Source organism: Rhodococcus sp. 06-156-4 (genome assembly GCF_002259345.1).
In the GTDB taxonomy this organism is placed as follows: Bacteria; Actinomycetota; Actinomycetes; order Mycobacteriales; family Mycobacteriaceae; genus Rhodococcoides; species Rhodococcoides fascians_E.
Window position 1 is genome coordinate 1 of record NZ_NPGB01000027.1, and the last position, 15,963, is coordinate 15,963.

The window sequence follows — 15,963 nt, forward strand, 5'->3', positions numbered from 1 at the left end:
CCGCAGCCGCCTCACCACCGTGATCTCCTGGCTGACCGCGTTCTTCTCCCGCGGACGAGGCCAGCTGGCGATGACCGAGCAGCAAGTCGACGCCAGGCGCGCGATGTTCTACTTCACCGCACCGGAAACCCCAGGAAGCGACGCCCCGGTCACTGCACCGGAGCCAGAATCCGCCACGCGCCCACTGCAAGACAGCCGGACGTAACCAGCAGGAACAGGCCCACCCAGACGATTCCCGGTAGGAACGTCAGGCGAGCCAACTGATCGGCGTCGGAATCGCGTGCCCGTCCTCGACTGCGTGAGCGTTGCAGTTCGAGGACGGGCCGTGGTCCGGCGATCAGCAAGAACAGGGTGATGAAGTACGCGGCGGCCACCTGCTGCTCGCCGGTTCCCCACCAGGACACCGCGAACAGCGCCGCACCGACCACGACCAACGACAACGCTCCGTAGACGTTGCGGATCATCGACAGCATCAGTGCGATCGAGACGATTCCGATCCACAGCACCGCCGACGCGCGCTGCGTGCCCAGTACGAACGCCGCCCCGAGGCCGAGCAGCGACGGCCCGACATATCCCGCGAAGGTCATCGCGATGACCCCGAGGCCCGTCGGCTTGCCCTTCGAAATCGCGACGCCCGACGTATCCGAGTGCAATCGCAGTCCCACCAGTTGCCTGCCGGTGATCAGAGCAACGAACAGATGAGCACCCTCGTGGGCGATCGTCACGACATTGCGCGCAACCCTCCACGTCTGCGGGATCAACACGATCGCCAGAGCGACCAGCGCTGCCACTTGGACGATCCAGACGGGTGGATCAGGACTCACCGCGGAAATGCGGTCCCAGAATTCGGTCACTCTTCATTATGCGGCTCCGCCGCCAGTGACCCCCGCGTGCGGCTCCGCCGCCAGTGACCCCCGCGTGCGGCTCCGCCGCCAGTGACCCCCGCACGACCACAAAGACCTTTGTGTCCATTGGTTTCCTATGCGTGACGGCGATCACGACGGTGGGTCAAGATGAACGGGCGATGACGAACCGACCGAATCCGATGACGCGTAGACGCGCACTGACCGCTATGGCTTTGTTGCCGATAGCGCTGTCGGCCGGCTGCGCTCTGGCCGCGGACCCGCCGCCGTCGGATCTCCGCATGCTCATCCCCAACACTCCGGGCGGCGGATACGACGTCACCGCTCGCACGGTCGCACGCATCTGCGAGAACCACGAGCTGAGCGGGCCCATCGAGAAGTTCAACGTAGTCGGCGGCGGCGGATCGGTTGCGCTCGCGAGGGTGATGCGTGAAAGCGGAAACGTGTCGCTTCTCGGCATGGTCGGAGTCGGCGTGGTGGGTGCGGCACACGTAGACAGGTCACCGTGGGGTCTGTCGGACACGACGGCGCTCGCGCGGCTCGTCGACGAACCCGAAGCGCTCATCGTTCGATCGAGCGCGCCGCTGCAGACCGTCGAACAGTTCGTCGACCGTTGGCACGCCGACCCCGCCACTCTCACCGTCGGGGTCGGTTCGGCGGTCGGCGGTCCGGACTACGTCTTCGCGTTGGAACTGGCCCGAGCTGTCGGCCTCGACACCAGAGACCTCCACATCGTCGAATACGACGGTGCAGGGGATCTTCTGACGGCGGCGATCGACGGCAGTGTCGATGTCGCCATCGCGGGGGCCGGTGAGTACATCGACCAGATCAGCGCAGGGTCGCTCCGCGTGCTCGCTGCGTCGAATCCGTCCGGCGACACACCGACTCTCATCGATTCCGGCATCGATCTCGTGTTCACCAACTGGCGCGGGTTCGTTGCTCCACCGGACATCCCCGATCAAGTCCGCGCCGACCTGATCGACATGCTCGCCCGCATGCGCGATACCGACGATTGGCACCGCGCAACCGTCGAGCACGGCTGGATCGACTCGTTCCTCGCCGGTGACCGATTCTCCGAATTTCTTGCAGCCGAGGATGTTCGGATGAAGAGCACCCTCGGCGAACTGGGTGTGCCTCGGTAACGAGGAAACCCTGCCCCTCCCCGGCCCGACGCCGGCCGATGAACACTGCCATGCGGACACTCCGCTGCGCCCGAAAAATACGGAAGGACTTCTCGTGGACGACTGGGTCCAAACCCTTTCCACAACGGCACTGCTGTCCATAGCCGTCGTCGCCATCGTGGTTCTGCTGCTGTTGATCATCAAGGTCAAGCTGCATCCTCTTCTTGCTCTCGTGATCGTTTCCATCGCAACAGCTTTCGCGGCTCGGATTCCGATCTCGGAGATACAGGACGTGCTGATCGACGGGTTCGGCACGACGCTCGGCGAAGTCGCACTGCTCGTCGGACTCGGCGCGATGTTCGGTCGTCTCGCGGAGATCAGCGGCGGCGCACAATCATTGTCCGACGCCTTGATTCGACGATTCGGCGACAAACGTGCACCGCTCGCGCTCGGCGTCGCATCACTGTTGTTCGGCTTTCCGATCTTTTTCGACGCAGCGTTCATGGTAATGCTGCCCATCATCTTCAGCGTCGCCCGCAAGCTCGGCGGTAGCGTGCTGCTCTATGCACTGCCCGCCGCGGCAGCACTCTCGACCATGCATGTCTTCCTCCCGCCGCACCCGGGCGCGGTGGCGTCGACCATTCTTCTCGGCGGCGACGTCGGCCTGACCATTCTCATCGGCATAGTCGTCGCGGTCCCCACCTGGTTCATTGCAGGGCACCTGTACGGAACGTTCATCGGCAAGCGAATCAACCTGCCGGTCCCCGATCTACTGAGCGGCGGACCACAGGTGGAGACCGTGGAGAATCCGCCGAAGCCGAGCACCATCGTCGCCCTCCTGATGCTCCCGCTGCTGCTGATCTTCGCCAACACCGCCGTCACCACCGCCGCGCGGACGGGCAGTCTGGACGAGAACTCGCCGTGGGTCACCATCCCTCAGGTCATCGGATCGACGCCGGTCGCACTACTCATCACCGTTCTCGTGTCCATCTACGTGCTCGCGCTACGACGCGGACGCACCGCGACATTCGTCGAAGATCTGCTCGACAACGCCCTCAAACCGATCGCACCCGTCGTCCTCATCACCGGTGCAGGCGGCATGTTCGGCGCAGTGCTATTGGCAAGCGGCATCGGCGACGCCCTGGCCGAGACCCTGCGCGACCTGGGTCTCCCGTTGATTCTTTCCACGTTCATCGTCGCCGCGATTCTGCGGATCGCACTCGGAACCGCAACGGTTGCGATCACCACGTCCGCAGGACTGCTCGGCGCATCGATCATGGCCGCAGGATTGAACCCGGTCCAGACCGTCGCGATGATCCTGGCCCTGGCTGCAGGTTCGTCGATCTTCCCGCACGTGAACGATGCGAGCTTCTGGCTCATCGGCAAGTTGCTCGGAATGGACGTTCCGACGACCTTCAAGACGTGGAGTGTCATCAAGACGCTCATCTCACTGGTCGGATTCGCGCTGTCCTGCGTCGTGTTCGTACTCGCATCCGTCTGAGCCGACCGCCATCATGAAGAGCATGACTCGACGACGACCCGGTGCCAGGAGCCTGGCGCAGCAGGTCCTGCTGTTGCAGTTGGTCGTCGTCGCGGTCGTGCTCGTCGCCGTCGCCGGGGTCTCGGTCCACCAATCGGGAACGGAGTTCCGCGACAGCCAGGGCGGACGCATGGTTGCGGTAGCAGAAAATCTCGCATCCACACCCGTCGTGCGTGAGCAGCTGGACTCACTCGAGGCCGACCGCGTGCTGGCCCCGGAAGTCGACAGGGCCGTGGATCTCTCGGGTGCCACTCTGGCGGACATCGTCCTACCCAGTGGCCGAATCATTGCGTCGTCGACGCCGGATCGCGTCGGGCAGCGCGACGAACTGGACGGCGACGCCGCCAGCGGTCGGGCGTGGAGTGGTGACGTCGACATCGACGGCCGACGCGCGATCGCAGGCCACGTACCCGTTCTTTCTCCGAACGGTGACGTCCGTGCCGTTGTGGCGGTCAGCTCGTCGTACCCGTCGACGTGGCATCTCATCGGCGAGGCCGGGGCGCCGCTGCTCCTGTATCTCGGAATCGGTGCCGGCCTCGGCCTGGCCGGCTCGTTGCTGTTGGCGAGGCGGATCAAGATGCACACACGAGGACTGGAGATCGCCGAGATCGCAAGCCTGGCCGATCACCGAGAAGCGCTGCTGCACAACATTCGCGAAGGTGTGGTCGCGGTGAACCCGGACGGGGTCATCACGGTCTTCAACGACAGTGCAGCCGAACTCCTCGGCTCGAGCGGAACCGCCGCAGTGGGGCGCACCGTCGACGACGTGATAATCGAACCGGCGGTGCGTGAATACCTCATGGACGAACAGGACAGCGGCGACGTCGTACTCGCCACTGCGTCGAAGGTTCTGGTTCTGAGTCGCCGTAAAGCATCGAGCCGGGGACACCGCATTGGGACGGTCACCACGATGCGCGACAGTACCGAGTTGGCCAGGTTGCAGAGCCAACTCTCCTCGCACAAATCCGTCACCGACACGCTGCGCGCGCAGACCCACGAGTTCGCCAACCAGCTGCACACCATTTCCGGACTCAATCAACTGGGTGACCATTCCGCGGTAACGGATTTCGTCGGCGCCCTCACTCGCCGGCGCGCCGAGATCAGCGACGCCGTCACGCACGCCGTGTCCGACCCCGCGGTCGCAGCGCTTCTCATTGCCAAGACTTCCCTCGCCGCCGAGACGGGGATCGTTCTCGAACTAGAACCCGATTCTCACCTTTCGGCTCTGGACCCGATGCTCGCGACCGACATCATCACCGTCCTGGGCAACCTCGTCGACAACGCCGTCGAAGCGTCGACCTCGGTCCACGGCGCCAGGGTCACGGTACTCATCGACGATTCCGACGGCATCGAAATCGAGGTGTCTGATTCCGGCCCAGGCGTTCCCGTGAGCATGCACGACGAGATCTTTGCACGCGGCGTGACATCCAAACCCGACACTCCTGGCGGTCGCGGTATCGGCCTCGCGCTGGTACGAATCGTCAGTACCCAACACGGAGGCACGGCGGTGGTCGACGACTCACCGACCACCGGCGGGGCGCGGTTCACGGTGTTCATTCCAACCGAAGTCGATAGGATCGACACCGATGGTTGACCAGTCCCCGCCGCGCAAGGTGCTCGTCGTCGACGACGACTTCATGGTCGCCGAAATACACCGTCGCTTCGTCGACGCCACTCCTGGCTTCAGGACCGTTCGAATCGTCCATACCGCCGCCGATGCCGTGGCAGCAGTTCGCGAGCTCGAACCAGATCTCGTACTGCTCGACGTCTACCTCCCGGACACGTCGGGACTCACTGCGCTGCAGCAGCTTCGGGGTGAAGGCTACGACGTCGCCGTCATAGTCGTCACAGCGGCGCTGGAACTCGATGCCGTCGGCAAAGCTTTGCACGGCGGTGCGTCCGACTACCTCGTCAAACCGTTCGAGTATCCGCAGCTCGTGGAGAAACTGGACAACTATCTGCGCAGGGCTCGCGCGCTGGCAGATCCGACCACGATGGACCAGTCGACCATCGACTCCTTGTTCGGCGTAGCACGACCGGCCGAGCCCGTCGTACTACCGAAGGGCCTGAGTCAGGAAACTGGACAGCTCGTGCTCGAGGCCGTTCGAAACGGCCGTGAAGTATCGGCGACCGAGTGCGCCGAGCTCGCGGGTCTGTCGAGGGTCAGTGCTCGGCGCTACCTCGAACACTATTCGTCCGTTGGTGTCCTGACCGTTCGCCTGGAGTACGGGCGCGCAGGCCGCCCAGTGCATCGGTATCGCACGACGACTCAGCCCTGAAGCGCATCCGAGACGATCTCCAGCACCTCCGGTGCGTACGGCACGGAAGAGTGGCCCACGGGCTGAGGCAACGTGATGTTCCGAACACTCGCCCCTGGTCCTGCAGTGAGAAACGTCGACTCCCACGGGGTGACGGTTGTGTCGCCGGTAGAGGCGACGACCGTGTAGTCGACGCCCGGTTCGGTGTCACCACCTGCGTCGAGCGCCTCGAGGAACGGTGATCCTCGCGTCTGATCCACTGCAGCCTGGCCGAGGACGGCGCCGAGGTTCGGGTCGGGCGCCAGGTCCGTTCGGCCACCGAGGGTGGTTCCGTGATTGGAACCCGAAAGACTGACCACCGAAACTACTTTCGGCGCTCCGTCGCCGAACCGGAGATACTGTCGAGCCACCAGTGCACCCTGCGAATGACCGACGATGTCGACTTTCTCTGCCCCGGTCCGTTCCAGGACACCGTCGACGAAGACGCTCAGCTCGTGTGCGGACCGGGCCACAGAAGCGACTCCACGTCGCTGCAGAAGTCCGGCCGCGCTCGTCGCCTCCTCCCCGTAGTTCAGAGCGAACACGCAGTAGCCCTGCGCCTTCAGTGCCGGTGACAACGACGCGAAGGTTCCGTACGCAGTGCTGTACGTGCCGTGCACCAGCACAACGGGTTCCGGATGTTCCTCGGACGGAACGCAGCCGAAGTCGTTGGACCCCGCCGGTGCGGCGTCGGGATGCAGCTGGGCGTACAGCAACGCTTCGTTCCGCGTCGACGCCTCGGGTCCGACACCGACGGTCTCCGTCGTGACGTCCGGAGAAGGGGCCGCTCCCGCGATCCCGGCAGTGCCCGCGCCGAACACGAACGCCAGAACGACGATCGCCGACGCTCCGATGCGGGTCCCTCCACTCATGTTCGTGCTCACACCGGCCGCAGCAGCGATCGACGCCGAGGTGGGAGAGGCTCGGGAGTCTTGTCCGCGAGCAGTTTCAGCGCGCGCCTGATGTCGAGCCGGGTCTGCGACGGTTCGATGACGGCATCGATGTACCCACGCTCGGCAGCGGTGTACGGCGTCGCGACGTACTCGTTGTAGAAATCGATGAAGTCCTGACGCACCCGCGGGCCGTCCTCGCCCGCTGCCTCGATCTCCCGGCGCTTCAGCAACCCGACGGCACCCTCGGCACCCATGACCGCGATCCGTGCCGTCGGCCAGGCGAAGTTCAGATCGGCACCGAGGTTCTTCGAACCCATGACTGCGTACCCGCCTCCGTAGGCTTTTCGGATGACGACGGTCACTTTCGGTACGGTCGATTCGATCACTGCGGCAAGCAGTTTGGCGCCCCGATAGATGACGCCGGCTCGCTCCTGTTCCAAGCCGGGCAGATAGCCGGGGATGTCGACGAGGAACACGATCGGGATGGCGTAGGCGTCGCAGATGTAGATGAAGCGCGCTGCCTTCTCCGAACTGGCGATGTCCAGTGCTCCACTGAGATACGTCGGTTGGTTCGCGACGACTCCGACGGTTCTGCCGTCCACTCGGGTGAAGGCAGTGATGACGTTGGGTGCGTACAGCGCACCGACCTCGAGAAACTCGCCGTCGTCGAAGACCTTCATCATGACGTCGTGCATGTCGTAGGCGGTGTTGTCCGAGTCCGGCAGAAAGGAATCGAGGCTCAGATCCGATTCCGTGACAGTCGGTTCCAGACCGGGGTTCACGATGGGTGCGCCCTCGTGGCAGTTGCTCGGCAGGTAGCCCAGGAGCGTCTTCACCCACACGAACGCGTCGGCCTCGGAATCGGCGACGTGATGCACCGTGCCGTAGCCGGCCTGCTTCCTCGCGCCACCGAGGTCCTCCGCCGAGATATCCTCCCCGGTGACCGCTTTCAGAACGTCCGGTCCGGTGACGAACATGTACGACTGGTCCTGGACTGCGACGACGAAGTCGGTGCACGCCGGCGAATACGCGGCACCACCAGCACACTTGCCGAGCATGATGGAGATCTGCGGAGCCAATCCGGACAGCAACCGCTGGCGGCGCCCGATCTCGGAGTAGAAAGCCAACGACGTCACGGCGTCCTGCACCCGGGCGCCACCGGAATCGTTGATACCGATGATCGGACACGCCGTCTTCGCGGCCAACTCCATCATCGCAACGACCTTGCGGCCGAACATCTCTCCGAGCGAGCCACCGAACACGGTGTTGTCGTGCGAATACACGACAACAGGCCTGCCCCCGACAGTTCCGCGGCCGGTGACGACGCCGTCGCCGTACGGATTCTTCGGGCTGCCCGGAGCCCGCATCAACGCGCCGTACTCGATGAAACTGCCCGGGTCGAGGAGCGCGTCGATGCGATCTCGCGGACCGGGTAAACCGGCAGCGGCTCTCTTGGCGATCGCCCTCTCGCTACCTGGACTGTGCGCCCGGTCGAGTTTCTCGGCGAGGCTGGACAGTTTCTCGGCTGTCGTGTTCAGTGCGAACTCCCGTGTTCGGTACGGCCCCAGGGTGCAAGCGAGCGGGGATCAGGACGCCTTCTGTGCCTTCTCCGCCTTGGCCGCATCACGAGCCAGCGAACGGTCGCGCATCTCCTCGAACTTCGTCGCCTGCTTCTCGAGGTCGTCGAGGAACACAGCGAGTTCCTCACGCTTGTTCTCGCCCTCGCCGGTGAAGTCCTCGCGCTCGAACACTCGCCACTTGCGCAGTACCGGCCACACGACCTCTTCGAGGTGCTGGCGCAGGTCGTAGATGCCGTGCTTGGCCATCAACACACCGTTGCGGCGGAAGTTCGGCATCCCAGCGCCGGGCATCTGGAAGTTCGTCACGATGTCCGACACCGCGTTCAACGTCTGATCCGGCGCGATGTCCATCGCGGCGCCGCAGATGTTCCGGTAGAAGATCATGTGCAGGTTCTCGTCCGCCGCGATGCGCTGCAGCATGCGGTCGGCAATGGGGTCCTCGCAGACCTTGCCGGTGTTGCGATGCGACACGCGCGTCGCCAGCTCCTGGAACGTCACGTAGGACACCGAATGCAGCAGCCCCGTGTGCGAACCGGCGGGAGAGGCGAACCCGTTGGTCATGTGGATCATGCGAGCCTCTTCGAGCGCGACGGGATCCACGCCTCGGCTGACGACCAGGTAATCACGCATGACGATGCCGTGACGGTTCTCCTCGGCGGTCCACCGGCCGACCCAGGTACCCCAGGCGCCGTCCTGCGAGAAGTTCTCGGCGATCTCGCGGTGATACGACGGCAGATTGTCCTCGGTGAGCAAGTTGGTGACCATCGCGGCCTGTGCCACGTCCGACAGCCTGCTCTGCTCCGGGTCGTAGTCGACGCCGCCCAACTCCGCGAAATTGCGGCCCTCGTCCCACGGCACGTAATCGTGGGGATGCCACTCCTTCGCCATCGACAGATGCCGGTTCACGTTGTCTTCCGCAACCGGAACCAGCTCCTGCAGCAGCTCCAGCTGTGTCAGTTCCCTGACCATGGACATGCCTCCTCGAATCGAATACCTACGAGAGCGTAGGTGTGCTCGACCGGTCGAAACGCCAGCTGCCGGAAATTCTGTTAGATGTAGCAAGCCTGCCCGTGGGGACTTTGGGCAGGCTCACACCGTCGTGCCGGCGCCACCCGACACCGCCACCCCGTCTGCGCGACTTGGCACCCTTTTTATCGACCTGCCACGCCTGTTCACCTTTGAACGAGTATGCGGAGTTCGTAAAAAGGGTGGCAGGTGCCCCCCGGGTCATTCCGCAGGCGCCACTCCCAGCCCCCGGGTCATTCCGCAGGCTCCACTCCCAGCCCCCGGGTCATTCCGCAGGCTCCACTCCCAGCCTCAGCGGGAGGATTCGGCCCATCGCCCCCATCTCCGAACCCAAGCCCTGGGGATCGGCCACGCTGGCGAGGCCGACGTCGAGACTGCCCGACCACTCCCGCGCCACCTGAGCGTCGAGCGCGCTCAGCCGCGCGAGCAGCGGTGGGTGTTGATCCGGCGGGCATGCGGCCCTCAGGGTTTCGAACAACGACCGGAGTCGACGCTGCACCTGGGTCGAACCGCGGCTGAAGTGTCGGATCTCGTCGGTAGCGACTGCGACGTAATCACCCCATGTCCGACGCGTTCCTCGGACGCGGGTGAGCGCAGAGTCCTCGGCTTCTGCGTGCACTCGCGGTGCGAGTGTCATCAGCAGGTCCTCCAGGTGATCCATTGCCTGTACCGCACGTCCTGGGTCGTTGATGGCCGGGGACAAGGCTTTCAACGCGATGTCGACGATGGCCTGCAGGGCGGCAGCAGGGCTCACCGTCGGGCTGTGCGTGTCTCCGAAGACGAGGGCCGCCATGAGCTTGTGCGGACGAACCCGCAGTTGCGGTCCTTCGACGCGGAACAGGACGGCGTCCTGGGCGACGAATTCGCCGATGGTCGGCATCAGCTGCACGGTCACTCCCCAGGACGATGCCATGCGTTGGATGCCGGCCAGGTTCACCGCCAGCAGCACTCGTCCGTCCGGTGAGAGTTGCGTCAACCTCACCGTCGACGTCTCCTCGGGCGAGGACGCTCCATCGTCCGGCTCCGGCACCACTGCACTGTCCGCCGATGTCGTCGGGGCTGATTCCCTGACTGCCGGATACATTCGAACGATCGAGGTTCTGCCCTGGGCAGCGAGCCAGCGCAGTAACCGGGACGAGTTCAGGATCATCCCGACCCGGGCCACCAGCCCGATGAACAGGAACGCACTGACGAACGACAGCAGAATCGCGATCGACGTCGACAGTACCGGCGACGACGACTGACCGGACAGCGCGATGTCCGAGGCGATGACGATGGCGAACACGAAGGTGGACAGGAACATTCCGATGGACCATCGCATGATGGCTTCCTGTTGAAGCATCGGAACCACACGCACCGAGATCTGTGACGCGCCGAACTGCATGGCCAGGGTTATGGCCGTGAACACCAGACCGGTGAGGGTGATCATTCCTCCCGCAATGACGGCCAGAAGTGTTGCCGTCGCACCGATGTCGAGACTCGAATCGACCGTGACGTTTCCGTCGCTGCCCGCGAGTTCGGCGTCGACGACGACGAGAACGAGTGCGAGGATCAGAAAGAACAGCACCAGCAGGGTCGGAAGGCGCCACACCGGAGGCCTGCGCAGACGTCGGCGCGTGCTGCGCCACCGGATCGTCGCCAACACTCGGTTCGGCAACGGAGGTTTCGGCGCCTGGGGCGTCGCCGCGACAGGCAGTTCCTGCACCGGGGCGATGTCCACCGGGGCGATGTTCACCGGGACTCCGAAGCGGCCGGACAGTGCCTCCTGCACAACGATCTTCGCGTGGATCATCGGCTCACGGAATCGCTTCTCACGCGACCACGCTTTGGCTTGTTTGCTCGGCTTGTCCGCGTACCTCCACCGCGCCCAGGGAGAACCCGGCCGCCCGAGCCTCGACGCGCCGACGATCAACAACGGCACGAAGAACAACCCGACGAGTCCCGTCCACAGTTTGCCCTTGAGCAACGTGACCGCGGCGAGCGCCAACTGGAACGCGAGCCCGCCGAGCACGAGAGCGAGCGTGACCAACGAACGATCCTGCTGATAGGCGTCGAAGTCGCCGGCGAAACCGATCGGATGCACCCCCAGCAGGTACAGCCCGGTGATGGCGACCGCAACGAAGACCGCGTCGATCGACGCTCGACCTTCCTCCGCCCAGTACACGTCACGCAGATGCAGGATCAGTGCGAACTCGTCGAGCATCAACGCGCTACCGACGCCGAAGACGCTCGCGAGGATGCAGTTGGCGACCGGGGTGTGGTAGTTCGCGATCGCGACCAGCGAGAAACCCGAGATCAGCACCATGATCAGCCCGAACATCACGTGGTGGATGTGCATCCCACCCGGGGTGACGTTGCCCGGCCACCAGGAGACCTCGGCCCGGATCATGCGAACGCTGAAGCGGATGAACAGGAAGGCCAGCAGAAACGACACGAGCAGGAAGAACAGCGGTAATCGACCGTTGTCGACGATCGTCTCGGTGAACCACCTGCTCATGGCCAGCCAGCCTATAGCCGGGCAGGTGAACTACGTGGTGAGAGCTAGAAAACCCACCCGCGGAGGGCGAGAAAGCGGAGAGCGCCGGTGGCTGCGCTCACGGCGATGACCGCGATTATCTGGACCAGAGCGGACGAGCCGGGGAACAGCACGTGCACCGCGGCGAGTGCGGCAGTACCGAGTGCCAACCCGACGAGCGCGAGGCCGCCTGCTTCCCACTGAGTCTGGAACCAGCCGACACGCTCCGCGGCGTGGAAGGTGTGGCGACGATGCAGTTCGTTGGCCAACACGGTGCTGGCGGCGATACCGACGATGTTGGCGACGAACGACCCGAACGTCGCGAGAGCCACGAACAGCGCGGCATACAGCGCATTGCTGGACGCGCCGACGACAACGAATCTGACGAATTGCGCGGTGGCCGATTCACCGAGAAACCTGGCCTTGAGCCGCGGCCCGCAGGTATCGACTCCGGTATGCGTGTCGACCCTGCTGCTCATGAATCCATACAACCGCAGACCTACGACATTCGGTCCCGCACTATGGCCTATGTCACCGTAGAAGGGCCCGAATTACTTGGAACGGGTGTTCTTCTCCGCCTTGGCGCGCTTGCCACGCGTGAGATCGAAGTTGAACAGATCAGGCTTCACGGACGCCAGGAACAGCATCGCGCACCCGAAAACAACCAAGACGATCGTCAGAACGACCACGACGATTCCGATGAACGCGCCGATACTTTCCATAACTGCCTACCTCCCGTGTCGCCCCTTACCGTACTGGGCAGCCGAAGTGCGGGTCGAATCCACCCCGAATCGGACATCCGTGGCCGACGCCCTGCCGCCCTCTCACCCTTCTCCACCCAGTTCGGCGGCTCGCGCGATGGCGCGTCGAATCCGGAAGTACGTGCCGCAGCGGCACACGTTCTCGATGCGGTCGATGTCCTCGTCGGTCGGCTCGGGAGTACGACGAAGCAAAGCGACCGCGGCCATGATCTGCCCCGGCTGGCAGTAACCGCACTGGGCTACGTCCTCGTCCAGCCAGGCCTGCTGAACCGGATGCAGGCGGTCGCCGTCGGCCAGACCTTCGATGGTGGTGACCTCGCGGCCCTCGGCCTCGGCCAGCGGCGTGACACACGGCAGGATCTCCTCGCCGTCGAGGTGGCTCGTGCAGGCGTGGCACACCCCGATGCCGCACCCGTACTTCGGTCCCCTGATGCCCAGCTTGTCCCGCAGCGCCCACAGCAACGCAAGATCGCCCGGGGCATCGACGGACACCGGTCGACCGTTCACCACGAAGTCGGTCATGAGCGAGAGTCCGTCATACAGGTGCACCTTCCGTGGCAGCGGTAGTCATCGGGGGAACGGTTCGAAGTCGACGGCGAACCGCAGGGGAAACGACGTGATGTCACGTCCGGTGGCCTTCTCGTAGGCGTTCGCGACGGCCCCGACGGCGGGAGGCACCCCCAGCTCGCCTGCACCTCCCGGCTCGCCGCCACCGTCGACGACGACCACCTGAACGTCCAGCGGCGAATCTCGCTGCCTGGCGTAGTGGAACTGCGAGAAGCTACCCTCCAACGGAAGCCCGGCCTCGATGTGCAGGCCCGCGGACAGTGTCGTCGAGATGGCGTCGGTGAGGCCACCGAGCATCTGCGCCTCCAATCCGAGCGGATTGATCACCGTACCCACGTCCACAGCGATCACCGCACGCCGGACGCGTGGCCGCTCCGGATCCACCGCATCGATCTCCACCACGACCGCCGCGCACGACCGGTACTCGGCATGGAACCCGATTCCCCGAGCCACTCCTGCGGGTAGTGGGTCACCCCACCCGCTGGAGGACGCGGCGGCGTCGAGCACCGCTCTGTGGCGTGGATCCTCGAGGTGTGCGCGACGGAACTCGACCGGGTCGATGCCCAGTCGCGCCGCGACCCGGTCGACGACGATTTCCGCGGCGCCTCGACTGGTGGCGGAGAACACCGATCGCCAACTGCCGGTGTTCATCGGCAGGTCCACTTCACGCAGTGACTCCTGCACCCCGCCGAATCGGTAGGGGGTGACCACGGTCCGCGCGTACACCGACCGTCCCGATCCACCGCTTCCGGCGGTCAACGCCTCACCGAACCCGTGCGAGAAGTCCGTTGCAACAGAAGCGATTCGATGATCGAACGACGATACCGTCCGACCGTCGGTGCGGACGGCGAACCTGTGATGGGACGCCGCACGGGCCCGGCCGTGACGCATGTCGTCGACCCTCGTCCACATCAACCGAACCGGCCTGCCCATGGCCTTCGAGATTCGAGCGGCCTCCAACGGCGCGTCGAAGAACAGTCTGCGACCGAACGATCCACCCCCGGAAACCACGTGCACGGTCACACTCGACACGGGCAGGCCGAGCGCGCGGGCGATGGTCTGCTTCGCGATGATCGGTGTCTGCATCGAGGCCCAGACCTCGGCCGAATCCGAACGCACATCTGCTACAGCAGAATTGGTTTCCATCGGCGCGTGCGACACGAACGCGAAATCGAAACGGGCCTCGAGATCACCTGCCGTGTCGAACGGTTCGACGGCGCCGTGCAGCCGAGCTCGGATGGACTCGTCGTTCTCGTCGTCGACGGCGCCTGCCGTCCACGTGACCTGCGCCGCCGCGGCAGCCTCGATGGCCTGGCCGAAGGTCTCGGCCATGATCGCGACACCCGTCGGGATCACGGCGACGTCGACCACACCGGGAAGTCCTCGCAGGCTCGCTTCGTCGACGCCGTCCACGCGGGCGCCGATCGTCGGGGGACGCTTGACGACAACGGGAAGTGCGCCCGGCACGTCGAGGTCGAGAGCGTACTCGTGCGCGCCCGTCACCATGGCGCGTGCGTCGAGCCTGCCTGTCCCGGCGAGACTCTTCTGCGGCTTGGGCGGACCGGAGACGACACGCAGCAACGGGTCGGCTGCGGCCACGGCAACGGATCCGATCCCCATCGACCGACCGTCCCGAGCGGTGAGAACACCCTCGCGTAGCGAAATCGCGTCGGGAAGCACCGTCCACGCCGCCGCGGCCGCCGCGATCAGACGTGCCCGCACACCCGCCGCCGCGTGACGCACCGGCCAGTACATCGAGCGGATCGAGTTGGAGCTACCAGTCATCTGGCCGAACAGCAGTTCGGGACGGGCATCGGCAAGGGTCGCGCGCACGGCCGAAACGGGTACGTCGAGCTCGTCGGCGACGAGCATCGCCAGCGACGTCGTCAGACCCTGCCCCACCTCGGCGCGAGGAAGGACAAGACCGACGGTGCCGTCGGCGCGTACGTCCAGAACGACCAGCAGATGCTCCGTCGGCTTGCCCGCCGCGATGAAGACGTCACCCAGATCCATGCTGTCACCGAGACCCGTCGCATCCTGGGCCGAGGCGGACGGTGACACCGCAACGGTGAGCGTCGGAGCGATGAGCAGAGTCGTCAGAAACGCTCGCCTACTCCACACCGACTCCCCCTTCTCGTCACGCATGCCTGAGCGGTCACACCGAAACGCGTGTTGCCGCTTTGAGTTCCGCAGTCATGTCGCGGGAGCTGGGAAGGGACGACGGGTCGACCCACTGCGCGCTGTCCCACAGCCCTGAACGCTGGAAAGCCTTGGGGCAGTGCGCGAATATCTCTTCTACCTCGACGACCACACCGAGCTTGGGCCGTGCCTCCTCGCCCTCGAGCAGGTCGAGGATCTCGGGCGCCACCGTCAGCGTGGCGCGGCCGTTGACCCGGAGTGTGTGCGATGCACCAGGCACCACGAACAGCATTCCGACGTGCGGGTTGGCGAGGACGTTGCGGAAGTTGTCCACTCGCCGGTTGCCCGGACGATCTCCGATCACGAACGTCCGGTCGTCGAGATGCAGCAGAGCGCCGCGCGCATCTCCCCGCGGACTGACGTCGCAGTTGCCGTCGGCATCCGACGTCGCGAAGAGCAGGAAGCGGGCGTCGTCCAGGAACGCTCGGACCCCGGGGGTGACCACGTGCCCGACCTTGGTTCGTACGAGTTCCGACGGCTCGCCGACGAGGTCTTCGAGATCCGGAACCGAGGCGATGGTGGCTGCGAACGCAGCGTCTCGAAGTGCCGACATGCAGTACAGGGTAGCGGGGGAATAGATCGTCTTCGTGGCCGTTACACT

Annotated in this window: 14 protein-coding genes and 1 pseudogene; 5 read left to right on the forward strand and 10 right to left on the reverse strand. The window is 65.0% G+C overall.

Annotated features, from left to right (window positions below; genetic code table 11):
* A pseudogene (locus CH290_RS30550) lies at positions 1–205 on the forward strand (NAD(P)/FAD-dependent oxidoreductase); the annotation flags it as partial.
* On the opposite strand, the gene CH290_RS18785 reads toward CH290_RS30550, so the two are convergent.
* On the reverse strand, positions 150–854 hold the full coding sequence (locus CH290_RS18785) for a M50 family metallopeptidase (RefSeq protein ID WP_019666877.1): 705 nt from the start codon (positions 852–854) through the stop codon (positions 150–152). The pseudogene CH290_RS30550 and the gene CH290_RS18785 sit on opposite strands and share 56 nt — an antisense overlap.
* A gap of 170 nt (positions 855–1,024) precedes the next feature.
* Between CH290_RS18785 and CH290_RS18790 the strand changes: the two genes are divergently transcribed.
* The 4 genes from CH290_RS18790 (at position 1,025) to CH290_RS18805 (ending at position 5,803) form a co-directional block, all read left to right on the forward strand.
* Positions 1,025–2,005, forward strand: coding sequence for a Bug family tripartite tricarboxylate transporter substrate binding protein (locus CH290_RS18790; protein ID WP_141216231.1), 981 nt, complete (start codon positions 1,025–1,027; stop codon positions 2,003–2,005).
* Between the two features lie 94 nt (positions 2,006–2,099).
* A complete protein-coding gene (locus CH290_RS18795) occupies positions 2,100–3,485 on the forward strand; it encodes a GntP family permease (RefSeq protein WP_033189755.1) in 1,386 nt (461 codons plus the stop codon).
* A gap of 13 nt (positions 3,486–3,498) precedes the next feature.
* A complete protein-coding gene (locus tag CH290_RS18800; protein WP_020112389.1) occupies positions 3,499–5,118 on the forward strand; it encodes a sensor histidine kinase in 1,620 nt (539 codons plus the stop codon).
* A complete protein-coding gene (locus CH290_RS18805) occupies positions 5,111–5,803 on the forward strand; it encodes a response regulator (protein ID WP_020112390.1) in 693 nt (230 codons plus the stop codon). The genes CH290_RS18800 and CH290_RS18805 overlap by 8 nt, the downstream gene beginning before the upstream one ends.
* On the opposite strand, the gene CH290_RS18810 is transcribed toward CH290_RS18805, so the two are convergent.
* The 9 genes from CH290_RS18810 to CH290_RS18845 all read right to left on the reverse strand — a co-directional run bounded on the left by CH290_RS18810 (position 5,794) and on the right by CH290_RS18845 (position 15,915).
* Positions 5,794–6,693, reverse strand: a complete 900-nt coding sequence (locus CH290_RS18810; protein ID WP_230621021.1) for a lipase family alpha/beta hydrolase — start codon at positions 6,691–6,693, stop codon at positions 5,794–5,796. The two genes, CH290_RS18805 and CH290_RS18810, sit on opposite strands and share 10 nt — an antisense overlap.
* A gap of 8 nt (positions 6,694–6,701) precedes the next feature.
* The gene (locus CH290_RS18815) at positions 6,702–8,252 is read right to left on the reverse strand and encodes an acyl-CoA carboxylase subunit beta (protein ID WP_170947489.1); all 1,551 of its coding nucleotides are present in this window, start codon (positions 8,250–8,252) and stop codon (positions 6,702–6,704) included.
* Positions 8,253–8,300: 48 nt separating this feature from the next.
* On the reverse strand, positions 8,301–9,263 hold the full coding sequence (locus tag CH290_RS18820; protein ID WP_026348097.1) for an acyl-ACP desaturase: 963 nt from the start codon (positions 9,261–9,263) through the stop codon (positions 8,301–8,303).
* A gap of 322 nt (positions 9,264–9,585) precedes the next feature.
* Positions 9,586–11,817 (reverse strand): DUF2254 family protein, encoded by a 2,232-nt coding sequence (locus CH290_RS18825; protein WP_033189758.1) that lies wholly within the window; start codon positions 11,815–11,817, stop codon positions 9,586–9,588.
* A gap of 44 nt (positions 11,818–11,861) precedes the next feature.
* Positions 11,862–12,314 (reverse strand): GtrA family protein, encoded by a 453-nt coding sequence (locus CH290_RS18830; protein WP_033189759.1) that lies wholly within the window; start codon positions 12,312–12,314, stop codon positions 11,862–11,864.
* Positions 12,315–12,386: 72 nt separating this feature from the next.
* Entirely contained in the window at positions 12,387–12,557 is a 171-nt protein-coding gene (locus CH290_RS30315) for a hypothetical protein (protein ID WP_019666883.1), read from the reverse strand.
* Between the two features lie 102 nt (positions 12,558–12,659).
* Positions 12,660–13,118: a (2Fe-2S)-binding protein gene (locus CH290_RS18835; RefSeq protein ID WP_026348098.1), complete on the reverse strand. Its 459-nt coding sequence runs from the start codon at positions 13,116–13,118 to the stop codon at positions 12,660–12,662.
* Between the two features lie 45 nt (positions 13,119–13,163).
* Positions 13,164–15,308, reverse strand: a complete 2,145-nt coding sequence (locus tag CH290_RS18840; protein ID WP_033189760.1) for a molybdopterin cofactor-binding domain-containing protein — start codon at positions 15,306–15,308, stop codon at positions 13,164–13,166.
* Positions 15,309–15,318: 10 nt separating this feature from the next.
* Positions 15,319–15,915, reverse strand: a complete 597-nt coding sequence (locus CH290_RS18845; RefSeq protein ID WP_033189761.1) for an MSMEG_1061 family FMN-dependent PPOX-type flavoprotein — start codon at positions 15,913–15,915, stop codon at positions 15,319–15,321.
* Positions 15,916–15,963: the final 48 nt, after the last annotated feature.

Coding starts and splice junctions, on each gene's coding strand:
- CH290_RS18845 (WP_033189761.1), bottom strand. CDS start 15,915: ATGTCGGCACTTCGAGACGCTGCGTTCGCAGCCACCATCGCCTCGGTT.
- CH290_RS18840 (WP_033189760.1), bottom strand. CDS start 15,308: ATGCGTGACGAGAAGGGGGAGTCGGTGTGGAGTAGGCGAGCGTTTCTG.
- CH290_RS18800 (WP_020112389.1), top strand. CDS start 3,499: ATGAAGAGCATGACTCGACGACGACCCGGTGCCAGGAGCCTGGCGCAG.
- CH290_RS18825 (WP_033189758.1), bottom strand. CDS start 11,817: ATGAGCAGGTGGTTCACCGAGACGATCGTCGACAACGGTCGATTACCG.
- CH290_RS18805 (WP_020112390.1), top strand. CDS start 5,111: ATGGTTGACCAGTCCCCGCCGCGCAAGGTGCTCGTCGTCGACGACGAC.
- CH290_RS18830 (WP_033189759.1), bottom strand. CDS start 12,314: ATGAGCAGCAGGGTCGACACGCATACCGGAGTCGATACCTGCGGGCCG.
- CH290_RS18790 (WP_141216231.1), top strand. CDS start 1,025: ATGACGAACCGACCGAATCCGATGACGCGTAGACGCGCACTGACCGCT.
- CH290_RS18810 (WP_230621021.1), bottom strand. CDS start 6,693: ATGAGTGGAGGGACCCGCATCGGAGCGTCGGCGATCGTCGTTCTGGCG.
- CH290_RS18835 (WP_026348098.1), bottom strand. CDS start 13,118: ATGACCGACTTCGTGGTGAACGGTCGACCGGTGTCCGTCGATGCCCCG.
- CH290_RS30315 (WP_019666883.1), bottom strand. CDS start 12,557: ATGGAAAGTATCGGCGCGTTCATCGGAATCGTCGTGGTCGTTCTGACG.
- CH290_RS18820 (WP_026348097.1), bottom strand. CDS start 9,263: ATGGTCAGGGAACTGACACAGCTGGAGCTGCTGCAGGAGCTGGTTCCG.